Below are 24782 nucleotides of genomic sequence, written 5' to 3'. Positions count from 1 at the left end.
GCAAGGAAGAATAGGGCTAGGAACGCCAAAAGGTATCTATGAGGTCATCTCGGTTGGAGACACCGCTTTTAACGTAGATGCGATGCAAGTGTGCCTTGACCGTGCCAGGGCTGATGACCAACTCGCTGGCGATGTTTTGGGCGTCGTTGCCCTTCAGCACCAGTGTGAGCACTTCCTGCTCGCGCCGTGACAGCTTATGGGCGTCGGCATAAATCACCACACGCGATGCGAGGTCGTCCTCAGAGCTTGCGCTCTCGGCCGCCACGTCCTCATCGGCACGCGGATGACGGGCATACACACGCAGGATATGGCTAAACTGGCAAAAAAGCTGAGCCGCGCATACCACGAGCAGCACGTTTTCGGAGATATTGCGCTCGGACAGATACCACAAAAAGAGACTGATGACGGGGTTTTGAAAGTCGGGGTGGCAGAACAAGATCATGTAGGTGTCCTCGGCGATTACGCAAAACGCAAGAACGAGTGCCACCTTCCAAAAGAGCTTTGAGCGGTCGAGGTCCAGCTTCTCAACACGAGTGGCTCTGCACCGGTAATGCCAGGCGGCATAGGCAAGACATCCTACATTGCCCAGGTCACGCGTGAGCCAAAAGAGATACTGCTGCATCTCTCCGGCAGCGCCGCTGCGAGGCACCAGCAGCAATTGCAAGATTGAAAACGGCACGATAGCGAGCCCGAGCATGCGCGACGTCGGCCTTTTGCGCAAGCGTGCAAACATCCACAGCACAATGCAAGCATAGATGGCAATACCGAGCACGCAGCGCAGCAAGGGGTGCTGCAGCGGCTCGCTAAAGGTAACGGCGTAGTCATATTTGAGCCGAGTGTACTCGTCAAAAAAGATGACCGACATATCGAGCATGTAGAGCAAAAAGCCCGCCGCGGCCACTAGGCTGTCGCGACGGTGCGTCATGAGCCAAACCACCAATGCCACGGCACTGGTCACCAGAGCCACACCCATGATAATCGTGGTGTAGATATAGAACGCGAAACTCATGCCCGCCTCCCCTGTCTAGATGCCGTGAGGATGTTGACAGATTCTTTGCCGCAAGATTAGACTCACCGATTAAACGTACTGTATCGTTTAGATAAACAAGCTGTGTCTCACCGATGAAAGGAGATGCCATGGCGCCTATCGCACCGCTCAAAATACTCGTTGCCCCTGCCGCCAAGGCCATCGTCCACCTGTGCGACTCACTTACCTACAATGACGTCCCCTGTGTCGTCGAAGAGCGTTCGGACAGCTGCCCCTATCTGGGCCACGTCCCCTTCTTTGCGCCTAAGCTCGTTTCCGATCCCGAGCACCGCGAACAGTAATCCAAGATGCACCAAGCGCTGCGCAACTCGCGGCGCTTACTGTTTTGGTGCAAAGTAACCTGACCCCCGTGCACCAACGCCGGGATTGTCGACGCTTCGGCCGCGGCGCGATATGAGGCGCGAAACCTCGCCCAATAACAGGCCAATCACTACGCCCGCGAGAATCGGCAACTTTGCCATCTCGGCAGGTGAGCTGTTGAGCGGCACAATCGTAGCAACAATCGAAAGCACGAGCTCCACCACGGGAATCGCAAGCGCCACCGCGAGCACCTTGCCCTCGAAAGGCGCACGGAACACACGCGAGCGATTATCGTGCTTGCGCAGACGCCAAAACGCTGGGAACATGGGGATATAGCTCATGAGCAGAAAGACGACGTTCATCGAGAAGAAGACCCAAAAGACGTCGGAACCCTCACCCAGCGGAATCTGGAGCAGCAGCACCAGGCTGGCAAAACAGCCGTTAATGAGCGCCGAGCCGTTGGGCATGCCGGTCTTTTTGGACACCAACGCAAAGGGACGCGGCATGTTGCCATGGCGCGCGGCATAGCTCGCTACGTTGTTGACGCCAAAGCTCCAGCAGATCATATTGGCGAACAACGTCACCAAAAAGGCCACGCCCACGACCATCGTCAGCGGGTGGGTGCGCCCCACCATAGCGGCGACTGCGTCCACAATGCCCGAATCGAGTGAAAGCTGCTCGGTGGGAACCGCGGCTCCAATGCCAATGCCACAGATGATGTAGATCGCCGCAATGGCCACGCCACCGGCAATAACCGCCTTGGGGATATCACGCGACGGGTTCTTCATCGTGCTGGCAAAGGTCGCGACCACTTCGAAGCCCATAAAGTTGAACAGGATAATCGATAGGTACGTCAACGAATTGGTGTCGCCCAGATCTGGAATGAAGGTCTTAAACGACATATCGTTGGCAAAGCCGTTATTGCAGGCAAACCAAATGCCGACGATTCCCACCACAGCGGTAATGAGCACCTTGATGACGGCGCCGCCGTCCATGACCCAATCTGCCTCGGCCACCGGCTGCATTGCCATGACCGTGACGCCCCACACAAAGACAATCTCGATGGCGATTCGGATCCCGAGTGAAAACTCGATACCCCACACCGCATTAATGACACTGGGGAACATGCAGGCGATACTTGCCACCCACAGCGGAAAGTTAACCCAGTAGCACCAAGAGCAACGGGCGCCCCAACGGTCGCCCAGGCCCAAGCGAACCCAATCGTACAGGCCGCCCTCGGAATCAAACGCCGTACCCAGCTCGGCCACCACCAGACCATAGGGAAGCAAAAACGTAATGATAAGGAAAATCCACCAGAAGAACTGTACGTTACCCATGGCAGATGCCGGAGCCGCCGCCTCGATGGTAAACACGACGCAGATAACCGAAAGGATGACCTCGATCAGGGAGAACTTTTTACCTGCCATGGCGCGCGCCCCCTACAGCAAAAAGGATGGCATCTGTACCGAAGGCGCAGCCCAAGGTAGGGTTGCAGGCCGCGTCACCGGTGCAGGTGCCATCCCAGAGAGAGGAGAGGATGCATTTGTTGGACCAACGCTCGCGGAACAGGCGCGTGTAGATAACGATACGCCGGTACATAGATACTCCGATCAAAACGGCCGCGTTCACGACCGATAACTTTCGGCAATTGAAGACGCGTCTGACCTGGGAAATTCAAGCGAACAATTGGCCTAACCCGCAAAAAATCCCAGGCCAGACGCGTACTCAATCAAAGAAAAGGGCACTCCGAAGTGGAGGCAACGGAGTGCCCAAAGAAAAACCCAACCGACCAAGACATCGAATAAACCGACCATCAATGCCCCGAGATGGTCCGATTCACCGACCGTCCGATTGATCGGCTGGGTTCCCGAAGCATCACGGCTCGGAAAGTCAGACGTTTACTCGGCGTGCTCAGGTGCGCCAGATTGGCGCGAACGAGGAGCGTAGCGTACTGACGCTACGTAAGCGACGAGTGAACGCCAAGGTGGCGTGCCTGAGTTACGCCGAGGGCTCCTGCTGGGTAATGCAGTGGATGTTGCCGCCACCGAAGACGACCTGCTCGGACTGAACGCCGACGCACTTGTAGACGCCCTCGCCCCAGACCTCGTCATAGATCTTCTGGAGCGTGTCAACGGCCAGCTGGTCGTTCTCGTCGCCGTACTGCGGGACGATAACGCCGTGATTGGTGACCAGGTAGTTCATGTAGGAAGCGATCAGCGGCTCGTCGGGGACGCGAGGCTCGGCGTTCTCGTCGGCGTCGATGGTGTCGCAGGAGGCCTGGTCCATGAACAGCGGGTTCACGGGCATGCAGAGCTTGTAGACCTTCATCTTGCGGCCCTTGGCGTCGACGGCGTTGGAGAGGGTCTCGTAGGCAGCGTGGCACTGCTCGTAGAACGGATACTCGGGATCGTCGGTCCAAATGCAGGCCATGACGCCCGGCGCGATGAACGTGGCGACGTCGTCGATGTGGCCGTTGGTCTCCTCGGGGTCGATGCCCTCCTTGACCCAGATGACCTTCTCGACACCCAGGTAATCCTTGAGGTGCTCGTCCATGTAGGCGCGAAGCTCCTCGCTCCAGGGCTCAAACTTCTTGCGGTACTTGGGCCAGATGGACTCGGGATCCTCTTCCTCCTCCAGAACCGCAGAGCAGGTGCGGCCCGGGGAAAGCAGGCACTGGTCGGTCACGACAAGGGTGCCCTCGCCGTCGACGGTGATGGAGCCGCCCTCGAGGATCATGTCGTCGGGACGATAGCGGCGGCAGCCGGAGAGCTCAGCCATCTTGAGGGCGATCTGCTCGTCCTTGTCCCACGGGAAGTACAGGCCGTCGACGAGGCCGCCGTAGGCGTTGAAGTGCCAGTGGTTGGCGCGCTTCTCGCCCTTGCCGTTGATGACGTAGGTGGCGGCAGTGTCGCGGAACCAGGCGTCGTCGGTGGTCATCTCGATGACGGTGACGTTCTCGTCGTTCTCGAAGACGGCCTTGCAGTTGGCGTAGTCGACCTGGTTGGCGCACATATAGACCGGGGTGAACTCGGAGATGGCGCGGGCGATGGCGGCATACTGCTTCTGGGCCGGCTTGGCGCCGTGGGCCCAGGTGTCGGTGCGGTGGGGCCAGCCCATCCACACGCGATCCTGCGGGGCGAACTCGGCGGGCATGAAGAAGCCGTCGGCCTTGGGGGTGGACTCGGACTCGGTGATCGTACGCATAAGATTTCCTCCAAATCGAACGATCGCTTGCTGCGGGCGGGTTACCCGCAGCCTAAAACCAAGAGATGGTAGGCGCCCGTTCCCCGGCAAAGGTCGGGGCGCCCGGTGCCGGTTTTCACGGAATCGCACCGGCAAGCGACGACGTAACCAAGTGCGCGGAGACAAAACGCACGAAGGATACGGAAGAGAGATTGGGGTGGGCGGTGGTTACCGGAGCTATCGCTCACACCCACCCCGGGGGAATGGTTAGCAAACCTGTCGCTTGGACACGCCTCCGAAGAGGCTAGAGTGCCCGGAGTCGGGAGCGACAAGCCCGACGAAGCGCGCGTTGGTACACGAGGAGGGTTGGAGCCCCAGAACCGGGTGCTCTAGTTCTCCTCGGCCTCGGCGGCCCCCTCAGCGAGACGCTGGGCTGCGAGCTCAGGGGTCAGACCCTTGTACTCGGTCTCGCGGCCCTTAGCGCTGACGACGCGGACGACCTCGCCGATGAGCACGAGCACGATGAAGATAACGATCATCGGGACCTTGTCGCCAATTTCAGCAGCGGAGAACGGGATCAGCGTGGCAACGATGGCAAGAACCAGCTCGATGCAGGGGATGGCCAGCATGACCTTCATCATGGCGCCCTTAAACGGGAACGTGAAGATGCGCTCACGGTTGGGGTCGTTCTTACGAAGGTTGAGGAACGCCGGGAACATCGGGATGTAGGTCAACAGCAGGAAGACGACAGAGGTGCCAAAGAGCATCCAGAAGACACCGTTGGAGATGGCGTCGATGGGAACGAGCTGCAGGCACAGCACCAGGGAGGCAACGACAGCGTTGACCAGGTTGGCGCCGTTGGGCATGTCGTCATCCGAGATCATCGAGGCGAAGACCTTGGGCATGTTGCCGTGCTCGGCAGCGTAGCGAGCAACGGAGTTAACGCCGAAGGACCAAGCGGCCATGTTGGCGAACAGGGTGATCAGGAAGGCGATGCAGATGACCTTAAAGATCATGGAGTCGCCCACCATGGTCTGGACTGCGACGATCATGCCGTAGTCGGGATCGATGGAGTCGGCCGGCACGGCGGCGCCGATGCCAAAGCCAGCGAACAGGTAGATCACGGCGATGGACAGGCCACCGACGATGATAGCCTTGGGGATATCGCGAGCGGGATCGGCCATGTCGTCGGTCATGGTGCAGATGACCTCGAAGCCCATGAAGTTAAAGATGATGATCGACAGGTAGCCGAGAGCGTTGGTGTTGGTGAGCTCGGGCAGGAAGGTGGCAGCGGACATGTCGTTCGCAAAACCGTTCTCCATGGCATACCAAATGCCCAAAGCGCCAACGATAACGGCGACGGCGACCTTGATGATGGCGCCACCGTTAAGGACCCACTCGGAGTCGGCCGCCTTGGAGCGGCCCATGAGGTAGACGATCCACACAAAGGCAAGATCGATACCCATCTTGGCGATCAAGTTGAACTCGACGCCAAAGACCATGCCCAAAATGTCGGGGAACATGGTAGCCAGCGAGGCGATCCACAGCGGGTAGTTGACCCAGTAGTAGTACGAGATGCGGGCGCCCCATTTGTCGCCCAGGCCATCGCGTACCCAGTCGTAAATGCCGCCCTCGCCGTCATAGGTGGTACCGAGCTCGGCGACAACCATGCCGTAGGGAAGCAGGAAGGTCAGGATCAGGAAGATCCACCAGAAGAACTGCTGGTTGCCAATGGCAGCAGCAGGAGCGGCGGCCTCGCAAACGAAGACGACGCAGATGATGGTCGAAATGACCGTCAAGAAGGAAAGCTTTTTCTTTCCGTCGCTCATGATGAGCTCCTTCGCTCAGTCTTGGACAGATCCGAGGCCCTAAGGTATTAAGGCAATTGCTTGGGCCTCGGTGAGCGGGCGACAGGAGACGAGCATCCGCCGCCCGCAAACGTGCTTTTAGAAGCCTTGAGGCTTAGAGCTGCTCGAGAGCCTCGAGAGCGGCGTGGAGCTCAGCCTTGGCGGAGTACTCGACACCCTCGTCGTTGAGCGGGGTGCGCTTGCCCAGGGCGGCAAGGAGAGCACGGATGGAGTGCTTGCGGTTCTCGGCCTCGACCCAGCACAGGGAGCGCTCGGGATCGTCCATGACTTCGTCGACGACCTCCTCGTTGCGGGTGGCCGGCAGGCAGTGCATGAACTTGGAGTTGGGGCCGGCAAAGTTCATCATGTCCATGGTGACCTGATACTTGGGATAGAACACGTCCATGTAGTTCTCGCCCGAGACCTCCTCGTCGTACAGGCCATACCACACGTCGGTGTAGATGAAGTCGGCGCCCTTGATGCACTCGATGTCGTCGGAGATGACGACAGAGCCGCCGGAGACCTTGCAGTTCTCCTCGGCGATGGCCATCATCTGCTTGCCGAACTCGGCGCGCTCCTCGACGGTGCCAACGTGCAGGCCGCCGTCGGGGATCTGGTGGCCCTTAGGTCCAAACTGGACAAACTTCATGCCGACCTTGGAGGCGATGAACATGAGGGAGACGCAGACCTGGGTGGCGTCGCCGATGAAGGCCAGGGTGCAGTCCTCGATCTTCTTGCCCTCGGGGAGGTTCTCGAGCATGGTCATGAGGTCGCCCATCTCCTGCGTGGGATGGTTGAACTCGGACATGCCGTTGATGACGGGCACAGCGGAGCCCTTGGCGAGGCCGACGACGTCCTTGTGACGGTCAACGCGAGCCATCATGATGTCGAGCAGGTCGCCCATGACGCGAGCGGTGTCGCCCAGGGACTCGTGGCCACCGAGCTGAATGGTGCCAGGGCCATAGAACTGAGCGTGGCCGCCGAGGTCGCACATGGCGGTCTCGAAGGAAAGACGGGTGCGGGTGGAAACCTGCTGGAAGATCATGCCAAGGCTCTGGTTGCGGAGCAGGTGCGGATAATAACCGTCAACCTTGATGGCCTTCTTCATTGCCAGGCCAAGATCCTCGATAGCCAGGATCTGCTCTTTGGTGAAGTCGTTGGTGTCGATGAAATCCTTAGGCAGCGCCATGTCGATTCCTTTCCGCCGGTCGTGCCGACTATTGCTATGAGGCGCTCGAACATCACGCCTCGTGTTGACAAGACCATCATTCACCCGTATGCAATTTTTACCTAGTTTATTCGGGATTAAAGACCGTTCACGGAGTTACACCCCCTCTAAACCAATATAAACCCGCAGGTAGCGGGCTTGCAGGGGGTTTACTATCTAGAACCGCGAACGGTATACGGCTATGCTGTATCTCGGCGCCTAATCCACAATGAAACGAAGGGTTGAGACGTCTATATCCCACAAGGTATACAGAACTCGGCCATAGAATAAATGAGATGGGACGGTGACAGATGAACACCCTGATGTTCTTCTATACCCTAGCGATACTCGTGATCTGTATTGTGACGGCGGTGCTCTCGCTTGCCGCCTATGCCTCGTCCCGTCGACGCTTCTTTATCTATGGCAGCGGCGTATTTATCTGCTATGCCATCGAGATGACCGAGATTTTCTTTTTTGAATACACGCTGCAAAACCAGAGTTTTCCAGCCAGCGACTATTACTCAATTACCATGCCTGTGTTGCGGACCTTTGTGGCGACCGCTTCGCAGGCTTTTATTTGGCTCATTGCCATGGATTTGCTCGACAAGCATTCAAAAAAGCAGTTTGTCATTCCCGTCGCAACGTTCTTGCTGAGCGAGCTGCTGATTATCGTCGCTGTCCCCTACGGCCCCATTCATCAATGGCTCTACTACACGATGCGTCAGGTATTCCTTGTTTTCGTGGGGCTATATATCTTTTGGACGGCACGCAAGAGCACACAAGTCGAGCTGAAGGCACGTGTCAACAACCAACAAAAGCACCTGATTATCGGCGCTATTCTGGTCGGTTGCATCGTTGCCGAGGATTTCTACAACATTCTGGTGGTCCCCATGAGCTTGGCGCCCTCCTGGCTGCAGCTGTACCTATCCGAGCGCAACTTTAGCGAGAACATCTTTGCGTGTTACTTTGCGATCCTGCTCATTATCTACGCCTATCACGTGCTTTCGATTCGCATGCAGGAGGCGCCCGAGGAAAAGAACGTCAGCGATCTTGATCGACACATCGAAGAGCAGATGCCCTTCTATCGCAACGCCTACAAGCTCTCCAACCGTGAGACCGAAGTTATGCGTCTGGTCGTACTGGGCAAATCGAACCAAGAGATCGCTGACGAGCTCTTCCTTGCCGTGGGCACCGTCAAGACCCACATCCACAACATCCTGGTCAAAACCGAACAGCAAAACCGCACGACGCTCATCCTCCACTTTTGGAAGCGATAACCTGCCAAAAGGGACAGGTTTATTTTGGCAGGTTTTATCTGGGTAAACGCCAAAAACCGCCGCGAGGGAGCTACTTTCCCTCGCGGCGGTTTTCTAGCTCACGCTTTCTTTCGTCTCAATCTGTAACATATGGAGACCAAATCGCCGTCTTACTGTTACAGATCGAGACGAGTTACAGAACGCGCGTCGAATAATCTCAATCTGTAACAGGTAGAAGCGTTTTTGCCAGTCAGATGTTACAGATTGAGATAAACGAAGGAGCGGTAGCGTTAAACAAGTCCGCCACAAAGTTATTCGGAGAGATCCGATCCTAGAGTTGTCTACCAGGTACGATATGTGCACTGATATTTTGTCTCAAACCCGGGCATCCCGTTGCCGCGTGGGCTTAACGCGGCACCCGTATAGAGAATCGTTTGCCCCGTACGAGAATACGAAGTTTTGAAAGACAGCCTCTTGTATGTCTGGTCGAAACAATCAACATTCTCGCTCGGGTGGTTCGCAGTGGAGAACGACTTGTAAGTGTCCAAGACGTCCGCTGTCACAAGACGACAAGGCGCGACAGAACCTGCATCTGGTTTCGCCGTCGCACAAACGGGAATTGTGACCATCGACAGGGTAAGCATAAAACATGCGAACATTGCCTTCACAAAGTTCTTCGTACATGGCGTTTCATGGTTATCTTCCTTTCCTAGTTTTACTGTCGTTCGTCTTGAAAAGCTGCGCGTATACATTACCGATCCACTTCGAATCACCTCCCATTTCTCTGGTAACGACACGCGAGTCATCCCCTGTGAGCAATACGGAGGCATCGCAGAGCGATTCGAGGTTTCCGATAAGATGAGAAGAGATAATGACATGTGCTCCTCTACCCGCTTCATCTCTAAGAGCATTCGAAACAATCGCAACGTGTCTCACATCAAGTGCATTCATGGGCTCATCCAAAAGGACGACTTCGCAATAGGACATATACGCCATCGCGACATTAAGTAATTGTCTATTTCCATCAGACAGCCTAGATACGGGCGTATTCTTCAACCCAGTCAAGTCAAAGCGATCAAGCACTTGGTCCAAAGTGCGAGGTGAATGCCAAATTCTCCTGCATCGGTCGAGATGAAAAGCGACGGTCATGTATGGAATCAATAGCGACGGCCTATTCGGAACCAAAAAGAATACCTTTCTCATTTCCTCACGGTCGACGCATACTTTTGCATGAAAACAGAGAGAACCTGACACGCGCACTGATGGCCCAGCATCTCCCCAAAGAGTATTCAGTAGCGTAGTCTTGCCATGTCCATTTGGCGCGACAAGACCCCATATCTGGCCAGCGGGCATATCAAACTGCAATCCCTTTACCAGCTGGTTTTTTCCAACCGTCAACGCATCCAGCGACAGAGAGAGCAAGCTTTTCTCGCCCAAACTATCCGGGCGAATATGGTTCCAGGCCCAGCGATTCTTGCTTTTTAGACGCGAAAACGAAATGACCCCCAACGCGCAAACAGCAAACGCGCCCATCACGGCAAAGAGGCAGTGCGATGCACTGGCTTCAGGAACGAGAGATACCTCCGCTCCATTGGCGTAAGATGCGCCGCCGAGCGCAAACGAAGAGGCAGAATAGCTCGACACCATATACGGCAGCAACGCATGCCATGGAGCATCTTTGCTCGCATAAAACGGAAGCTGGCTTATGCCCCCCACAAGAGCGATCACCATGGACGAAATGGCCCTGTTTCTGCTTCCGGCGTGCACGCACACGCCCAAGCAAGCAAACATCATCGACAGCACAGCTTCAAAGACGGCAAATAGCCCTAGCTGAACTAACACAGTTCTTTCGACTACGTCACCATACTGAATGAATACGACTGGGTACTCTGTCTGACCTACACCGTTAAACACCGTTGCCAATACAAAACAGGGAGCCAACGCCAGAACCAAAACCAGCATCGATGCAATACCAGAGACGAGAACGCGGCATGCATTCATCTCTAACTTTGACAACAACGCTCGATCGTAGAACCGCTTTCCATCCCCCTCAAGCGACATATAGAGGACGAGGACCGGGACCAAAAGCCACGCTATTGCAGGAACAGCGCCGCAATAATATGCGAGAAGGATCATCCCGGGCATTTTTGTTGTTGAGTCGTACGATTCCGGATGGGCCAGCATCGATATGGCTCGGGGAAGACGTTCTTGGGCTTCAAGCGATAACTCCGAATCAACACCATTCAAATAACCGAGTCGGTATTCCTTGAGCAATAGATTGTCGTAATCGGCAATCGCATCGTAATACTCTCTGGAGTCCGCCTTGCTTTCAAGCGCCCGATCAAGGCACGCCCTTTCGTCGGCAATGATGCTGTTGAGCTCCTGTGGGGCAGTGTCATAAACGCCGTCAGAGACTTGAGAGACCAAAAGGGCTCTCTGGTCTTCGATGGAAGCTCTACCATATAGATAATCTGCTCCCGTTGGAACGGATAGAAATACCGGGATGCAGAATACGAGCGCGAGCAGCGCCGTCAGCAACATAATTCCCCGGTTGCGCGCAAGAACTTCTAAATTAAGCCGTACATATGTGAGGCAATCACAGGTCTTCACAGCAAGCACCTCCGGTTCGCAACACACGAGTCGTCGGACCCGTTGTCCGGAAGTATCGCCTTCATCGTCAGAACTGTCTGTAGACGTGTAGGATGGATTTATAATCTTATTTGTCTACAGGCTTCTACCTGCTATTTTCTATAACATCTGCCATAAGACTAAAAACCCTATCTCTAAGTTCACGCTCCGAGTGAACTCCAAGCAAGGCATAGCTCTTGCTCTTGGCCTCTTTGACGGTTCCCCGAGCAACGTTAAGATGTGCGCAAATCTCGGTGGTTCTATTGCCATCAAAAACGCATGTCATGATATCGGCATAAAGCGGCGTGAAACCAAGCCTCAAGAAGGCCTCACGCACGGTATCGCGTCGATCACCCACCCGAACCGTATCTTTCGAACGCAAGAATAGCAGCGAATTAGCCATAAGGATAAGTACGACAAGGAACGCAGTCACGCGTAAGGCAGGCATAAGGCCGCCAACGGCCTCACCGCTCCCAACGGACTCAAAGAAAATGTACAGTCGACTTACCACATCGTGAACCCAGAACGCTGCTCCAGCACCCACAGACACCGAAGAAAGGGTGAGTTCAGGCGAAAGGCACAAGTGCATTTTAGACATCCACCGTATAGCCGCACGGCAACACAGGGCCACAAGCACTATAGCTATCGATAGGATTATCGCATCATGCTCAAAGCCGAAGCATACGAGGATTTCCTCGATGCCCATTCCAGACGCATACATAAACAGGAAGCAGACGAAGACTATCCTGCAGTTCTGATTGAACGATGAGGACCCCAGCGATTCTGAACGGTGATCATGGCCTTTTGTTGCGTCAAGATGCCACGCATCCTTTGACAAGAGAAGTCCAGCCGTCGCCTCTGAAATGTTTTTATATCCGGTTTTAGTCAAGGCCCGCGACAAATAGGTACGGGCAGTAGACGGGGAAATGTCCAAGGCAGAAGCAATCTCCTCGTACGTTTTTCCCTCTATCCTCATAGAGAAAACCGCGGACTCCCTTTGAGAAAAACCCGAAGCCGTAAGGATATCGGCAACTGCAGAGTGTTTTCCTCCTAATTTGGCGGCCGCAGAAAAAGCGCTCGTTAAGTCGGGGAAAAATCGCGTTATGGCCCTGGCAAGGATACTGCCCAAAACGGTAACCAGAAGCAATACGATCTCTTGATGCCCACCAAAGCTCAGGAGCACAGCCCCGATGTTTATATTGCGCGAAAACAAACAATCCGTATCGAGAATAACGGCGGCATTACCAAACGCAAGAGGTTCGACGAGCGAGGCAGCAACCCCCATCTCGGCGTTAACGGAAAGGAAAGAACCGATGGAGTCCATCAACGGGACGAGAAGAAACTGAAGGCCAACAAGCAAAGCAATCAAGAGCACAACGGGGCTGTAAAGTGCGAGCTCAGGATACCCGTGGAGAGCAGAGCCATCGGCCACATGTTTCCCCTTTAATCCCGCACGTATGTTTGCGAATTCACCGCCAAGCACCCAAGAACAGCAAGCGACAAGCAAGGGGGCTAGTAACAACAAAATGAACGCGAGCGCCGAAACCACAACATGAAATTGATGAAAGACATTAAGAGATATCGTGTACATCACAAGAAGTGCAATGTCTACGAGCATAAGTCCAAAAAGCCTTTTGGAAATACCCGGTCTCACAGGGCGAGAGATGAGGCCCACACAGAAGCCCGAAAACAGATGCAGACCGATAAGAACGGTGCCAGAAAGGCCCGTATAAATACTTGGCGCCACACAATACAGACCAGCCGCCCCTATAAACAACATAATTGAATGCCAGAGGAACGAGCGCGTCACGTTTTGCAGGGTAGCTGCCTCGGTTGCCATAAAATCAAAGCTCCTAGATAGCATTTTGGGTATTTTAACATCGTTCCCGGCGTTAAAAAAATGTTACCCGAATTAATCAATATCCCCCCTCCACCAAAAGGCACCACGCTGATCCTCCACTTTTGGAAGCGATAACCTGCTAAAAAGGGACAGGTTTGTTTTGGCAGGTTTTATCTGGGCAAACGCCAACCGCCGCGAGGGAGCTGCTTTCCCTCGCGGCGGTCTTCTAGCGGTAAAAACCAAGTGAGTAGGCTTTTGGCGGGATGCCGAGCACACCTCAAAACGCCACAGCCCTGACCTGCGATTTTATTGAGCACTTGCCGCGATGTGCTCGGCAGATCCAAAAAAGCCTACTCACTTGCATCTGAGATGCTCTAGATACGCAAAATACCGCCGCGAAGGGAGCTGGACTCCCATCGCGGCGGTTATTCGCTCTGATTTTGCGACGGTTTTGCCCGTCTGTTACTCACTGTAGCGGGTGGCGATGGCAGCTTGTACCATGCCGGCGCTCATGAGGTACGTTACCAGGAAGTAGCCACCATAGGCCGCCAGGAAAATCGCGCAGGTGAGGCCCACGGTGCCGGCGATGCTCATATCTCCGAATATGCTCACCAGCTCGATGATCACCTTGAGCGCCACAAAGGAGTGCGCCAGGCCCACTGCCAGCGGGAACAGGAAGAATACCGCTTGCTGCGCCATCACCGAATGACGAATCTGGCGGTCGTCACAGCCAATCTGTGCCAGCACACGATAGCTGCGGCTGCCGTCGGCCACATTGGAGAGCTGCTGGATCGACAGTATCGCCGCGCACGCAACGACCAGTACAAAGCCAATGTAGATGGCCAGATAGCTAATCATGCCGTTCATCTGCGCTGCTTGCGTGTACATCTCGGAACGCGTGATGAAGACTCCCCACGACCCCGGCTCCTTGCCGTCAACGAGCAGATTATCGAGCAAGGTGTATTTAATGCTCTCGTCTGCCTCGGTCGTATCCATACCCTGTTTGTAATTAACGAGCAGATTACTGGAATACGGCTGCAGATTAAGCTGGGACAGCAGCTCATCGGCTACGACCACGGTACCGGGATTGCTGCCCATCGCCGAGTTGGCGATGGCCGCCGTGTCCTCGTCCGACTTATCGGTTGCGGGCTTGAGCTCATGCCCGTCCAAGGTGAGGGTATGGCCGCCAGCCATATACTTGGTGTACAGGTCGCCCAGCTCACCGCCCATATCACACGTGAGCAGATACTGGTCGCGGCCAATGCTCACCGGCTCCTCGCCCATCATCTGGCGCAGTTTGTTGTACTGGCTCGCCGGCGTCACATACAGACCCATCGCATCGGCGTTGCTTCCCTCGAGCGCCTTGGGAAGCTTTTCTCCCATGGCCTTGCACATCTCACCCGCCACCACCGAGGGGCCCGAGCCGCCAAGCGGGTAACTCAGATACGAATCGATCTGCACATGCTCACCGGCAACATCGGCGATATTGACCTTCTTGCCTGTCTCATCGTTGTTGTCCGCCGACTTGCGCTCGCCATGCCATGCAGCGTACAAATCGACCGTTGCATCGGCCAGCACCATGCGATCGGCCTCAGACGGATTGACATACTCCTTGTAGTAGTCGAGCGTTTCGGGCGTGTAATAGACATACGTCTGAGACACGTCAACAGGGTTATAGCGCTCCAGATTCTCGTTCATCACGTTGGCGATCGACATACCGCAGGTCACCGAGGTAATGGCCAAAAACAGAATCATCGCGATGACGCCCATCGAAAAGCACACCGTGTTGACCTTGGCCGCAAGCTGGCGCACGGTAAACATATTGAGACCGCGCCAGTACACGCCGCGCAGGCTCTGCAGCAGCTTGATAAGCATGCCCGAAAGCCCCCAGAACAGGGCAAAGGTGCCCACCGTGACCATAGCGGTAGTGATGCCGAACTGATTCATGGCCCCCTGCAGCTTATCGCCCGACGCGGTGAGCGGGAACCCGTCGCGCAGCAGACGGTAATAGGCCACGCCCACAAGTAGCACGCCCGCGGTAAAGATGGCAATCGCAATCCAGGGATTACGTGTCTTGATGCTCTCGTTGCGGCGCTCGGCACCCATAAGCTCGATGAGTTTGGTACGACGCACGGCGCGCAGGTTCAGCAGTAACGTGAGTACGAACATCACGAGCATGCAGGCAAGGGTCAGGTTGAACGCATGCACCGAGAAGAAGAAATGAAAATTGGCGATCTGTGTCTTAAAGAGCGAGGCCGTAAAGAATGTCATGAGCTGGGAGAGTCCCACACCCAGCACAATGCCGGCGACAAAAGCGCCGACCGAGACGATCACCGTCTCGAGCGCCATGATCGTGGCGACGCGCCCGCGCCCCATGCCGAGCACCTGGTACAGGCCAAACTCCTTTTTGCGGCGCTTCATGATGAAGTTGTTGGCATACACCATCAAAAAGGCCATAACGCCGGCCAAAAAGTACGTGAGGTAGCCGAGCATGCCGCCCATGAGCTCGGACAGTCCCTCCTCCTTGATGCCAGCGATGTCGACCTGCATCGAGATGGTGTTAAAGGCATAGAAGACCGTGACACCCAGGGTGAGCGTCAACAAGTAGACGAGGTAATCGCGCCCGGCGCGGCGGACGTTGCCCCAAGCGAGTTTACAGAGCATCGGAGCCCTCACCGCCCATCATGGCAACGACCTCCATAATGCGGTCGAAGAACTCTCGGCGGTCGGTGTCGCCGCGGCGCAGCTCGGTGAAGATCTTGCCGTCGCGAATAAACAGCACACGGCTCGTGTAGCTGGCGGCAAAACTGTCGTGCGTAACCATGAGCACGGTGGCGCGCAGGCGGCGGTTGAGGGCCTCTAGGCTCTCGAGCAGCAGACGAGCGCTCTTGGAATCGAGGGCGCCGGTGGGCTCGTCGGCCATGATCATGGTGGGGTCGGTGACGAGTGCGCGAGCCGCGGCAACGCGCTGTTGCTGACCGCCGGACATCTGGTAGGGATACTTGTCGAGCACCTGACTGATAGACAGACGCGCGGCCACGTCCTGCACGCGGGTCGAGATCTCTGCCGAGTTTGTGCGGGCAATGGTGAGCGGCAGGGCGATGTTCTCGCGTGCCGTGAGCGTATCGAGCAGGTTGGAGTCCTGGAAGATAAAGCCGAGCTCCTCGCGGCGGAACTGCGAAAGCTTGGCCTGCTTCATGCGCGTCACGTCCTGGCCGTTGATGCGGATGGTGCCACTCGTGGCGCTATCGATGGTCGACACGCAGTTGAGCAGCGTCGACTTGCCCGAGCCCGAGGCGCCCATGATGCCAACGAACTCACCGCGGTTGACGGTAAAGCTGACGTCGTTGAGCGCGCGGGTCACGTTGCCCAGCGCTCCATATACCTTTTCGAGATGCGCGACCTCCAGTACCGGGGTCGCCGTTTGCGTGGTTTGCATACCGAGTCCTTTCTTGCGATTAGTCTACGGCATCTATAGTCGCAAGGAGCCGAGTCGGCTACCATCGATATGGCTTACGCTTGCCTTACCGTTGTGTAAGGTAGTGCAGGGAACGTTTTGATGTTGAGGAAGGGCTCCTGTTGAAGACTGTTCATGTTGCCGCTGGGATCATTCGCAAGGAAGGATCTGACGAGCTGCTTGCCGTGCAGCGCGGCTACGGCAACATGCAGGGACTATGGGAGTTCCCGGGCGGCAAACTTCTGCGCGGCGAGACACCCGAAGACGCCGTGCGCCGCGAGCTTATGGAAGAGCTACAGGTAAAAGTCACCAACCTGCGTGATTTCTACACCGTTGAGTATGACTACCCCGATTTTCATCTCTCCATGGAGTGTTACTACTGCTCGCTCGCCGATGAATCCGATGAGCCCCAGAAACACGACCGCCAGCTCGATATCCGCTGGATTCCACGCACCTCGCTTGCCACGGTGGAATGGATGCCCGCCGACAAGGGGCTCATTGATGCTCTGATTGAGTTAAAGGAAGATCGGCTTGAGGCAAGCTCCGCCGATGACGCCGCGCCCAACACAACCGACAAACCCGCCACCAAACCCAAGCGCGCACCTAAACGCCGCAGCAAAAAGCGTCCCAAGCCCGGTCTGCTCGACGGCATCGATACCTCGGACCTCTCCGCTCACGAGCGCGAACTGGTCCGCCGTCGCGCCGCCATCAAAAAGTCCATGAAGGGCAACAAGCGCGCCAACACCAAGCCCGAGCTGCTCGTACGTCAGCGCCTACGGGCCGCGGGCCTTACGGGCTATCGTTTGGAATGGAAGGTACCCGGCAAGCCCGACATCGCCTTCCCCGGCCGCAAGATCGCCATCTTCGTCAACGGTTGCTTTTGGCACCGCTGCCCCAAGTGCAACCCAAGCCAGCCCAAGCGCAACGTTGAGTTTTGGGAGGCAAAGTTCCGTCGCAACGTCGAGCGCGACCGTGCTGCTGTGGCAGCGCTCACTCAAATGGGCTGGACGCCCATAACCATCTGGGAATGCGAACTCAAAAAAGACCGCATCGACGCCACGATGGAAAAGGTCATCGAGCAGGTGCGCGCCACAGAGCCGCAGCGCTAACAGCGAGCATTCACACGCTCCGCACGTCCGCGCCACATCCACGTCACAAACCTTAGAAAGCCCTTAAGCTCAAAACCTTTCAAGAGTGTTACTCGATACCTCTGACCTGCAGTTTCATCGTAACACTAAACCAGGTTAAGCCTTTCTTTAGCGCTTCTTTGCGGCAGCCGCGGCATAATACTGCCAACGCACGGGACCTAGCAGCAAACCTCGCGCGCAATCTTTTGGTGGACATCGAGGAGGCCGCATAAGCATGCATTCTTCCAATGACGCAGCACAGCAGCCATCCCTAAAACATGCAAACCTTTTCTCCTTCCCCCCGACACAGAGAAACGGCCTCCCCGACTCCCCCACCACAAAAGCCAAACGCTCAGCCGATCAGAGCCTCAACTTACGAGCATCCTTCGAAAAGCTCCAAGCATCCCTAGACAAGGCGTTCCCCGAACAGGCAAGAGCAATCTAAGCCCATCGCGCTTTATACTGATGCCATGCGAAACATGGATCACATAGAATTGCACCGCGGAGGACGCGAGGAAGCGTTTCCCGAGACCGCCGAAGACTGGCCCTATATTGCCGAACGCGCAGAATTCGCTCGCTATCCGGGCAATTCCGTCCCCTGGCACTGGCATTCCGAAGTTGAGCTTTTCTACATGGAGCAGGGAGCGATTGACTATCGAACGCACGCGGCTCATGAGCACGTACGCTTTGAGGAAGGGTCCGCCGGCTTTATCAACGGCGGCGTTTTGCACAGTACGCTGCAATCACCCAATTCGGCGCCAGCCATTCAAATGCTGCATATCTTTCAGCCGTCGATGCTCGGCGATCCCGCGGGACGTCTCCAAAAGCGCTACATCAACCCATTGCTTCAATGTCGAGGCGTCGATGTGCTCAAATGGTCGCCCACCAATCCCGACGATATGCCCTTTATCGATTTGCTGAAGAGCTCCTTTAGCCACGACCTTCAACGGCCGCAGAACGAGATGGCGCTTCGAAATAGTTTGTCAGATCTCTGGATTCAGATTAACGCCAAGGCCGAACCGCTCTTTTCTTCCGACGGCGCCTCTTGGATGACCAGCCGCGACGTACAGTTCAAGGCAATCCTGGACTTTATCCGCGCAAACTATGCAGCCGCTATAGATGTGCCCCAGATGGCATCTGCAGCCGGCGTAAGCGAAAGAGAGTGTTACCGCATTATCGAAACTTGTGCAGGAACGACCCCGGCGGCATATCTACGCGCATACCGCATAAACCGTGCTTGCGAACTTTTGGCACACACCACGCGAACGGTACAGACAGTCGCGCGCCAATGCGGATTTATAACAGCAAGCCATCTTGGCCAGGTATTTAAAGAACAAATGGGGTGCACTCCTTCGAGCTATCGAGCAGTGAGGCAGAATCTCGATAGCACCAGGCAGAAATCCCGCTAACCCTTCTTCTGTCACTGCATCAAACTTGCAGGCAAACAACAGAGAGGAGCAATCATATGAAGCACTTTGACCATATCGTATTTGACGTTGATGGGACATTGGCAGATACAGAAGAAAGCGTTCTGTCATCGCTTGTCCAGATTGTCCAAGAAGAGACCAGCAAAACGCTTCCCCGACACGAGCTTGACTTTGCCCTCGGCATACCCGGCAAGGATGCCCTTGAGAAACTTGGGATCTACTCGCAGGCAACGTTGGATCGCTGGTGCCAAGTTGCCGCCAGCTTTAAAAGCACCATCAGCGTGTTTCCAGGTTTGCTTGAAGTCATCGCAACACTCGCCGATAGCGGCTGCAAACTTGGCATCGTCTCCTCACGTGCGCGCGACGAATACGCAAAAGAAATTGCACCCCTTGGTTTCGATAAGTATTTTGAGCACATCATCCTTGTCGAAGACACAACCGAACATAAACCCGCACCCGCACCCATGCTCGAATATCTCCGACGTGCGGGCGCGAATCCTGGCAACGTCGTCTACGTTGGCGACACCGTCTACGACGAACAATGCGCAACTTCAGCAGGGGTCAGTTTTGCCCGAGCAGCATGGGGATCACACCAAGATATCCCAAACGCCACCTACAACCTCAAAACCCCCAACGACCTACTAACCCTAACAACCAAATAACCCACGCGTCCCACCCTTTCAGTCCCAACACCACAAGGGCGATTGAGCAGAACGGCTTGGGCGGGTCCCCGTACTTAGTTTCCAAAATCATTCCGCAGCGCGAAGGCTTCTTATTATTTTCCGCCCTAACGCCACAAGGGCGACGACCTCGAGTAGGTCAACCTGGGAGGGACGAGGGCTTAGTTCCCCAATCTTTCCGCAGGGGGCAAAAAGCCTCGCCGCGCGAAGTGCGCAGCGAGGCTTTTTGCATGCCCGAGGACGATTGGGGAACTAAGCCCTCGTCCCTCCCCGGGATATGTAGCGAGTCGGAGTACCCTTGCTGTTACTCTGCTTTGCCCACAGAGTTGAGGTTGGTCATGCGGATCTTAACCAGCTCGGTGATCTCACGCATGCCCTCCTTGGCCGGCTTCTTAGGATCGAAGCAGGCAGGGTTCTCGGCCATGTAGGCCATGAAGCCCTTGGTGTAGGCCTGACGCAGCTCGGTTGCGTAGTTAACCTTGCAGATGCCGTTCTTCACAGCCTCGGCAACCTGCTCATCGGGCACACCGGAAGTGCCGTGCAGAACCAGCGGCACGTCGACGGCGTCGCGGATGGCCTTGACCACCGACTGCTCGATGTGCGGATCGCTCGTGTACACGCCGTGGCTGGTACCAACGCCAATCGCCAGCGAGGTGCAGCCTGTGCGCTCGACGAACTCCTTGGCCTCGGCCGGATCGGTGTAGGGGCTCTCGCCCTCAACCGCGGGACCGTCGTCCTCCTTGCCGCCAACCTTACCGAGCTCAGCCTCGACGGGCACGCCCATGGCGCGGCCAGCGTCGGCGACGGACTTGGTCAGGGCAATGTTGTCCTCGAAGGACTCGTGCGAGCCGTCAATCATGACAGAGGTGTAGCCGGTGCGGAAAGCCTGCATGCAGCGGTCATAGCCATCGCCGTGATCGAGGTGCAGGGCGACGGGCACGGAAGCGCGCTCGGCGGCAGCCTTGACCATGCCGTAGAAGTAGTCCAGACCAGCGGTCTTGATGGTGCCCGGGGTGGTCTGCATGATGACGGGGGACTTGGTCTCCTCGGCAGCGGCCAGAACGGCCATAACAAACTCGAGGTTCTCGACGTTGAACGCGCCGACGGCGTAGTGGCCGGCCTGAGCGTCCTTGAGCATCTTTTCGGTGGTAACAAGTGCCATGAGCGTTTGCTCCTCTCCCTCGCCCGCATCTGGACATCGGGCGTACGTGTCCGCAAGGCGTTTTACCTTGCGTTTTGCTGCGCTCATTGTATGAAATTCAGCGGGTATGCATGTGCGAGATATTGTCATCGCGCGAGGTCCAACCTTCATTTTTGAAAAGCAAACGGAAGGAATTGGAGCCGAGTGGGCATGTTCGATATTGAATTTTGGGCGTTAAACGACTTTCTTTTATAGAAAAGATAAGTAATCGAAAGGCGTTTTCTTACTTAAAAAGAAAATGAACGAAAATGATTTCAACATAATTCCTGCAAATTTAGATTGAGGAAGGAATAGCTATGGCCCATGCAACAACCCGAGCTTTCGCCGATGAGCGTCGTGCCGCCATTATGGAAATGCTCGAACATAACGCCTCGGTGCAGGTAGCAGAAATCGCCCAGACCTTTGGCGTGTCCTCCGTTACCGCCCGCGCCGACCTAGACGCGCTCGCCGAGTCCGGCAAGCTGCGCCGCACGCATGGCGGCGCCGTGTCGCTCCAGAAGCGACTGACCGTATCCACCCAGGATCGCCGCATCAACGTCAATGTCGCCGCCAAGCAGGCCATCGCACAAAGCGCCATCGAACTCGTCAATGACGGCGACACGCTGCTCGTCGACTCGGGCACCACAGCGCTCGAGTTTGTCCGGCTCCTCGACCAGCGCGATGGCATCACCGTCATCACGGCCGACATTACCATTGCCGATTACATCGACGAGAGCATGCCCTCAGTCGATGTCGTCATGCTGGGCGGGGCACTGCGCAAAGGTCATCGCTATCTGTACGGCCCACTTACCATGCAAGCGCTCCAAATGGTCCACGCCGACCTTGCCGTCATGTGCCCCGGCGCCTTTGTTCCCGGCTGCGGCTTTACGACCGACTTTCCGCAGATGGCCGAGACCAAAGCGGCTATGGTCGGTGCCGCCCGTCAAAGTGTCGCCCTCATGGACGCCAGTAAGGTCAACGGACGCGGCATGTACCGCTTTGCCGAGCTGACCGACGTCAACGCCATCGTGATGGACCGTGACCCCGATCACGCCGTCGCCACCTCAATCGCCGAGATCGTCGACAACGCCCGCCCAAATCTCCTCATCGCCAGCGCTTAAACAAAAACCACCACAAAGGCACCTTTGTGGTGGTTTGAGCGTTAAACGTGAGCGTATCGCTACTTGGAGAGCTCGTTAGCGAGGGCCTCAATCTGGGCGCGCGATGCGTCGCTGAGCGAACCTAGCACGGTCACCTTGTTCTGCGTCAGGGTGATGTCCTTCATGCCCTCGAGCTCCTTGGTCATAACCTTGGCAGCGGCGGGCGCCCAGGAACCGGCCTCGACAAGCGCCACCGTGCGGTTCTGGTAGGCATGCTCGGCGAGCGTATGGATGAAGGTGCTCATGAACGGGAAAATCTCGCCCTGATAGGTGATGGAAGCGAGTACCAGACGGTCATAGCGGAACGCATCCTCAACGGCCTCGGCCATGTCGTCGCGAGTCAGGTCAAAGACGGAAACCTTCTGGCCGCGGGCCTCGAGCGCAGATGCAAGCTCCTCAACGGCAGCCTTCAGATGGCCATACACGCTTGCATAGGCAATCGTAATGCCCTCGTCCTCGGGCTGGTAGCTCGACCAGGTGTTGTAGGTGTCAAGGTAATAGCCCAGGTTCTCGGTCAGCACGGGGCCGTGAAGCGGGCAAATGATCTGGATGTCTAGGTCGGCGGCCTTCTTGAGCACGGCCTGCACAAACTTGCCGAACTTGCCCACGATGCCAAAGTAGTAACGGCGCGCCTCACAGGCCCAACCTTCCGGATCCTCGATATCGTTGGCGCCAAACTTGCCAAAGCCGTCGGCGCTAAAGAGCACCTTGTCAGTGGACTCGTAAGAGAAAAGCACCTCGGGCCAATGAACGTTGGGGGCGCCGACAAAGGTTAGGCTGTGGCCGCCCAGGTCGAGCACGTCACCCTCTTTGACGACCATCTTGCGCTCGGGGAAATCGGTGCCAAAGTAGTTGACCATCATGCGGAAAGCGCCCATGCTGGCCACAATCTGGGCCTGGGGATAGCGCTCCATAAAGGCGACGATGCCAGCGGAGTGGTCGGGCTCCATATGATGAACGACCAGGTAATCGGGCGTACGGCCATCGAGCACGGATTCGAGGTTACCGAGCCACTCATCGACAAAACCACCGTCGACCGAATCGGCGACAGCGATCTTGTCGCCCAAGATAACGTAGCTGTTGTATGCCATACCGTTCTCGGACACATCGTACTGGCCCTCGAACAGGTCAATGTCGTGATCGTCGACGCCAACGTAGCGGATATCCTTGGTGATCTCCATCAGGCAAAGCCTCCTAGATAGACAAAAGAGCCCGTCTATCATAGCACTCGGCTGCATCCCAACAGCCATCTGCCGGCATCCTTACCGATTGTTATTGAAATGCGATAAATCGCCGTTTACCAGCACAAACTATGCGGGCGGTGCCGCCGTACTATGCCGAACGATGAGCTGACCGGGAATACGAATGGCAACGGTTTTGCCCGCCGTACCCGCCTCGGGAACCGCATGCTCGAATACCTCGCGCCCACGCTGATGCAAGTCGAATCGAACGGTCGTGAGCTCGTTATGCGCGACAAAGTCGTCGAGTGAGTCATCGACACCCACCACGCTCACGTCCTCGGGCACGCGCAAGCCGCTGTCGCGCAGCGCTGCAATTGCGCCATTTGCCATCTGGTCGTTTGCCGCGTAAATCGCCGTCATGGTGCGATCGTGCTCGGCCAGATATCTGCCGGCCTCGTAACCGCTGTTGGCAGACCAGTCGCCCTCGAGCGGCTCTGCCGGCTCGATGTGTTTACGCTCGAGCGCATCCTGCCAACCGGCGCGACGAAATTGCTCGTCGACCGAGAAGGACGGGCCGCCAATATAGCGAATCTGCTCGTGCCCCAGCTCAAACAGATGGTCCATAAGCAACAGCGAGCAGCCGTAATGGTCGGAATCGACTGTGGTCACGCGCGGATGCGCATACATGGTAACGATGACCGTGCCAATGCCCGGCAGTGGATCAAACGTCTCAAAATCGGGCGCCATGCGGCTCATGCCGATGATGATGCCGTCCACCGGCAATGCGGCCATACGACGCGTTGCCTCGGCAAGCGAGAATTCCTCGGTCTTGGACATCTCGACCAGCGTGATGGCGCAATTACGCTCGCGAGCAGCGCTGGCGATGCCGTCGATCATTGAAAGGTTGCCAAACTTGGTGACATCGTTGATGCACAGACCGACCGAATGGTAGCGGCCGTCGCGCAGCGAGCGACCGGCATAACTCGGACGAAAGCCGAGCTCTTGCATGGCGGCCTGCACGCGCTGGCGCGTCTGTTCGTTAACGTTGGGCAAGCCGTTGGCGACGCGCGAAACCGTCTGCTGCGAAACGCCAGCAGCGCGGGCGACGTCGGCCATGGAGACCGGACGCGTACCTGTATCGTTGGACGGGCGCCTTGCCACAGGATCACCTTCACCCTTGCGAGATCTGAATAGCGTGCATGCCGGCCCGGGCAGAAATGCACCCCGCGCCGAGGCCCGCTATCGTCGGACGCATGTTAAC

Annotated in this window: 18 protein-coding genes; 6 read left to right on the top strand and 12 right to left on the bottom strand. The window is 56.5% G+C overall.

The features are described from left to right. Positions 1–16: 16 nt before the first annotated feature. On the bottom strand, positions 17–1009 hold the full coding sequence (locus DXD16_RS01890) for a helix-turn-helix transcriptional regulator (protein WP_117654947.1): 993 nt from the start codon (positions 1007–1009) through the stop codon (positions 17–19). Positions 1010–1137: 128 nt separating this feature from the next. On the opposite strand from DXD16_RS01890, the gene DXD16_RS01885 reads away from it, so the two are divergent. Continuing rightward, the gene (locus tag DXD16_RS01885) at positions 1138–1329 is read left to right on the top strand and encodes a hypothetical protein (protein ID WP_117640166.1); all 192 of its coding nucleotides are present in this window, start codon (positions 1138–1140) and stop codon (positions 1327–1329) included. 36 nt (positions 1330–1365) lie between these two features. Here the strand turns inward: DXD16_RS01885 and DXD16_RS01880 are convergent, their stop codons facing one another. The 4 genes from DXD16_RS01880 to ptcA form a co-directional block, all read right to left on the bottom strand. Continuing rightward, a complete protein-coding gene (locus DXD16_RS01880) occupies positions 1366–2775 on the bottom strand; it encodes an APC family permease (RefSeq protein ID WP_117654946.1) in 1410 nt (469 codons plus the stop codon). Positions 2776–3346: 571 nt separating this feature from the next. Continuing rightward, positions 3347–4552 (bottom strand): agmatine deiminase family protein, encoded by a 1206-nt coding sequence (locus DXD16_RS01875; protein ID WP_022094159.1) that lies wholly within the window; start codon positions 4550–4552, stop codon positions 3347–3349. 368 nt (positions 4553–4920) lie between these two features. After that, complete coding sequence (locus DXD16_RS01870) at positions 4921–6360, bottom strand: APC family permease (protein ID WP_117654945.1); 1440 nt, start codon at positions 6358–6360, stop codon at positions 4921–4923. Between the two features lie 133 nt (positions 6361–6493). Beyond that, positions 6494–7567 (bottom strand): putrescine carbamoyltransferase, encoded by a 1074-nt coding sequence (ptcA, locus tag DXD16_RS01865; protein ID WP_117654944.1) that lies wholly within the window; start codon positions 7565–7567, stop codon positions 6494–6496. 329 nt (positions 7568–7896) lie between these two features. On the opposite strand from ptcA, the gene DXD16_RS01860 reads away from it, so the two are divergent. After that, entirely contained in the window at positions 7897–8862 is a 966-nt protein-coding gene (locus tag DXD16_RS01860) for a response regulator transcription factor (RefSeq protein WP_117654943.1), read from the top strand. Positions 8863–9537: 675 nt separating this feature from the next. Here the strand turns inward: DXD16_RS01860 and DXD16_RS01855 are convergent. The 4 genes from DXD16_RS01855 to DXD16_RS01840 form a co-directional block, all read right to left on the bottom strand. Further along, the gene (locus DXD16_RS01855) at positions 9538–11451 is read right to left on the bottom strand and encodes an ATP-binding cassette domain-containing protein (protein ID WP_117654942.1); all 1914 of its coding nucleotides are present in this window, start codon (positions 11449–11451) and stop codon (positions 9538–9540) included. Between the two features lie 124 nt (positions 11452–11575). Continuing rightward, complete coding sequence (locus DXD16_RS01850; RefSeq protein ID WP_199408049.1) at positions 11576–13309, bottom strand: LuxR C-terminal-related transcriptional regulator; 1734 nt, start codon at positions 13307–13309, stop codon at positions 11576–11578. 462 nt (positions 13310–13771) lie between these two features. After that, complete coding sequence (locus tag DXD16_RS01845; protein ID WP_117654941.1) at positions 13772–15973, bottom strand: ABC transporter permease; 2202 nt, start codon at positions 15971–15973, stop codon at positions 13772–13774. Continuing rightward, complete coding sequence (locus DXD16_RS01840) at positions 15963–16748, bottom strand: ABC transporter ATP-binding protein (RefSeq protein WP_089572375.1); 786 nt, start codon at positions 16746–16748, stop codon at positions 15963–15965. The genes DXD16_RS01845 and DXD16_RS01840 overlap by 11 nt, the downstream gene beginning before the upstream one ends. Before the next feature lie 140 nt (positions 16749–16888). Between DXD16_RS01840 and vsr the strand changes: the two genes are divergently transcribed. From vsr to DXD16_RS01820, 3 genes are all read left to right on the top strand, one after another. Then, positions 16889–17875 (top strand): DNA mismatch endonuclease Vsr, encoded by a 987-nt coding sequence (gene vsr / locus DXD16_RS10440; protein WP_233502574.1) that lies wholly within the window; start codon positions 16889–16891, stop codon positions 17873–17875. 497 nt (positions 17876–18372) lie between these two features. Then, positions 18373–19302 carry an AraC family transcriptional regulator gene (locus DXD16_RS01825; protein ID WP_158551496.1) on the top strand — a complete coding sequence of 310 codons (930 nt, stop codon included), beginning with the start codon at positions 18373–18375 and terminating at the stop codon, positions 19300–19302. A 56-nt stretch (positions 19303–19358) separates the two neighbouring features. Continuing rightward, on the top strand, positions 19359–19982 hold the full coding sequence (locus DXD16_RS01820; RefSeq protein ID WP_089572377.1) for an HAD family hydrolase: 624 nt from the start codon (positions 19359–19361) through the stop codon (positions 19980–19982). A 322-nt stretch (positions 19983–20304) separates the two neighbouring features. Here the strand turns inward: DXD16_RS01820 and DXD16_RS01815 are convergent, their stop codons facing one another. Continuing rightward, complete coding sequence (locus DXD16_RS01815) at positions 20305–21162, bottom strand: class II fructose-bisphosphate aldolase (protein ID WP_022095149.1); 858 nt, start codon at positions 21160–21162, stop codon at positions 20305–20307. Positions 21163–21497: 335 nt separating this feature from the next. On the opposite strand from DXD16_RS01815, the gene DXD16_RS01810 reads away from it, so the two are divergent. After that, positions 21498–22301, top strand: a complete 804-nt coding sequence (locus DXD16_RS01810) for a DeoR/GlpR family DNA-binding transcription regulator (RefSeq protein WP_117564687.1) — start codon at positions 21498–21500, stop codon at positions 22299–22301. Between the two features lie 59 nt (positions 22302–22360). Here the strand turns inward: DXD16_RS01810 and DXD16_RS01805 are convergent, their stop codons facing one another. Together DXD16_RS01805 and DXD16_RS01800 are read right to left on the bottom strand one after the other, a co-directional pair. Continuing rightward, entirely contained in the window at positions 22361–23521 is a 1161-nt protein-coding gene (locus tag DXD16_RS01805; RefSeq protein ID WP_117654939.1) for an FprA family A-type flavoprotein, read from the bottom strand. A gap of 129 nt (positions 23522–23650) precedes the next feature. Next, entirely contained in the window at positions 23651–24637 is a 987-nt protein-coding gene (locus DXD16_RS01800) for a LacI family DNA-binding transcriptional regulator (RefSeq protein WP_117654938.1), read from the bottom strand. Between the last annotated feature and the right edge of the window lie 145 nt (positions 24638–24782).

The organism is Collinsella sp. TF11-5AC (assembly GCF_003436775.1).
Taxonomy (GTDB): Bacteria; Actinomycetota; Coriobacteriia; order Coriobacteriales; family Coriobacteriaceae; genus Collinsella.
The sequence above is the reverse complement of the archived record's forward strand: the minus strand, read 5'-3'. Positions and strand labels throughout refer to the sequence as shown.

What these genes read in the sequence shown, in the direction of transcription:
- DXD16_RS01860 (WP_117654943.1), top strand. Translation starts at nt 7,897, where the DNA reads ATGAACACCCTGATGTTCTTCTATACCCTAGCGATACTCGTGATCTGT.
- DXD16_RS01820 (WP_089572377.1), top strand. Translation starts at nt 19,359, where the DNA reads ATGAAGCACTTTGACCATATCGTATTTGACGTTGATGGGACATTGGCA.
- DXD16_RS01850 (WP_199408049.1), bottom strand. Translation starts at nt 13,309, where the DNA reads ATGGCAACCGAGGCAGCTACCCTGCAAAACGTGACGCGCTCGTTCCTC.
- DXD16_RS01825 (WP_158551496.1), top strand. Translation starts at nt 18,373, where the DNA reads ATGGATCACATAGAATTGCACCGCGGAGGACGCGAGGAAGCGTTTCCC.
- DXD16_RS01890 (WP_117654947.1), bottom strand. Translation starts at nt 1,009, where the DNA reads ATGAGTTTCGCGTTCTATATCTACACCACGATTATCATGGGTGTGGCT.
- DXD16_RS01840 (WP_089572375.1), bottom strand. Translation starts at nt 16,748, where the DNA reads ATGCAAACCACGCAAACGGCGACCCCGGTACTGGAGGTCGCGCATCTC.
- DXD16_RS01815 (WP_022095149.1), bottom strand. Translation starts at nt 21,162, where the DNA reads ATGGCACTTGTTACCACCGAAAAGATGCTCAAGGACGCTCAGGCCGGC.
- DXD16_RS01800 (WP_117654938.1), bottom strand. Translation starts at nt 24,637, where the DNA reads ATGGCCGACGTCGCCCGCGCTGCTGGCGTTTCGCAGCAGACGGTTTCG.
- DXD16_RS01875 (WP_022094159.1), bottom strand. Translation starts at nt 4,552, where the DNA reads ATGCGTACGATCACCGAGTCCGAGTCCACCCCCAAGGCCGACGGCTTC.
- DXD16_RS01880 (WP_117654946.1), bottom strand. Translation starts at nt 2,775, where the DNA reads ATGGCAGGTAAAAAGTTCTCCCTGATCGAGGTCATCCTTTCGGTTATC.
- DXD16_RS01870 (WP_117654945.1), bottom strand. Translation starts at nt 6,360, where the DNA reads ATGAGCGACGGAAAGAAAAAGCTTTCCTTCTTGACGGTCATTTCGACC.
- DXD16_RS01805 (WP_117654939.1), bottom strand. Translation starts at nt 23,521, where the DNA reads ATGGAGATCACCAAGGATATCCGCTACGTTGGCGTCGACGATCACGAC.
- DXD16_RS01845 (WP_117654941.1), bottom strand. Translation starts at nt 15,973, where the DNA reads ATGCTCTGTAAACTCGCTTGGGGCAACGTCCGCCGCGCCGGGCGCGAT.
- DXD16_RS01885 (WP_117640166.1), top strand. Translation starts at nt 1,138, where the DNA reads ATGGCGCCTATCGCACCGCTCAAAATACTCGTTGCCCCTGCCGCCAAG.
- DXD16_RS01810 (WP_117564687.1), top strand. Translation starts at nt 21,498, where the DNA reads ATGGCCCATGCAACAACCCGAGCTTTCGCCGATGAGCGTCGTGCCGCC.
- ptcA (WP_117654944.1), bottom strand. Translation starts at nt 7,567, where the DNA reads ATGGCGCTGCCTAAGGATTTCATCGACACCAACGACTTCACCAAAGAG.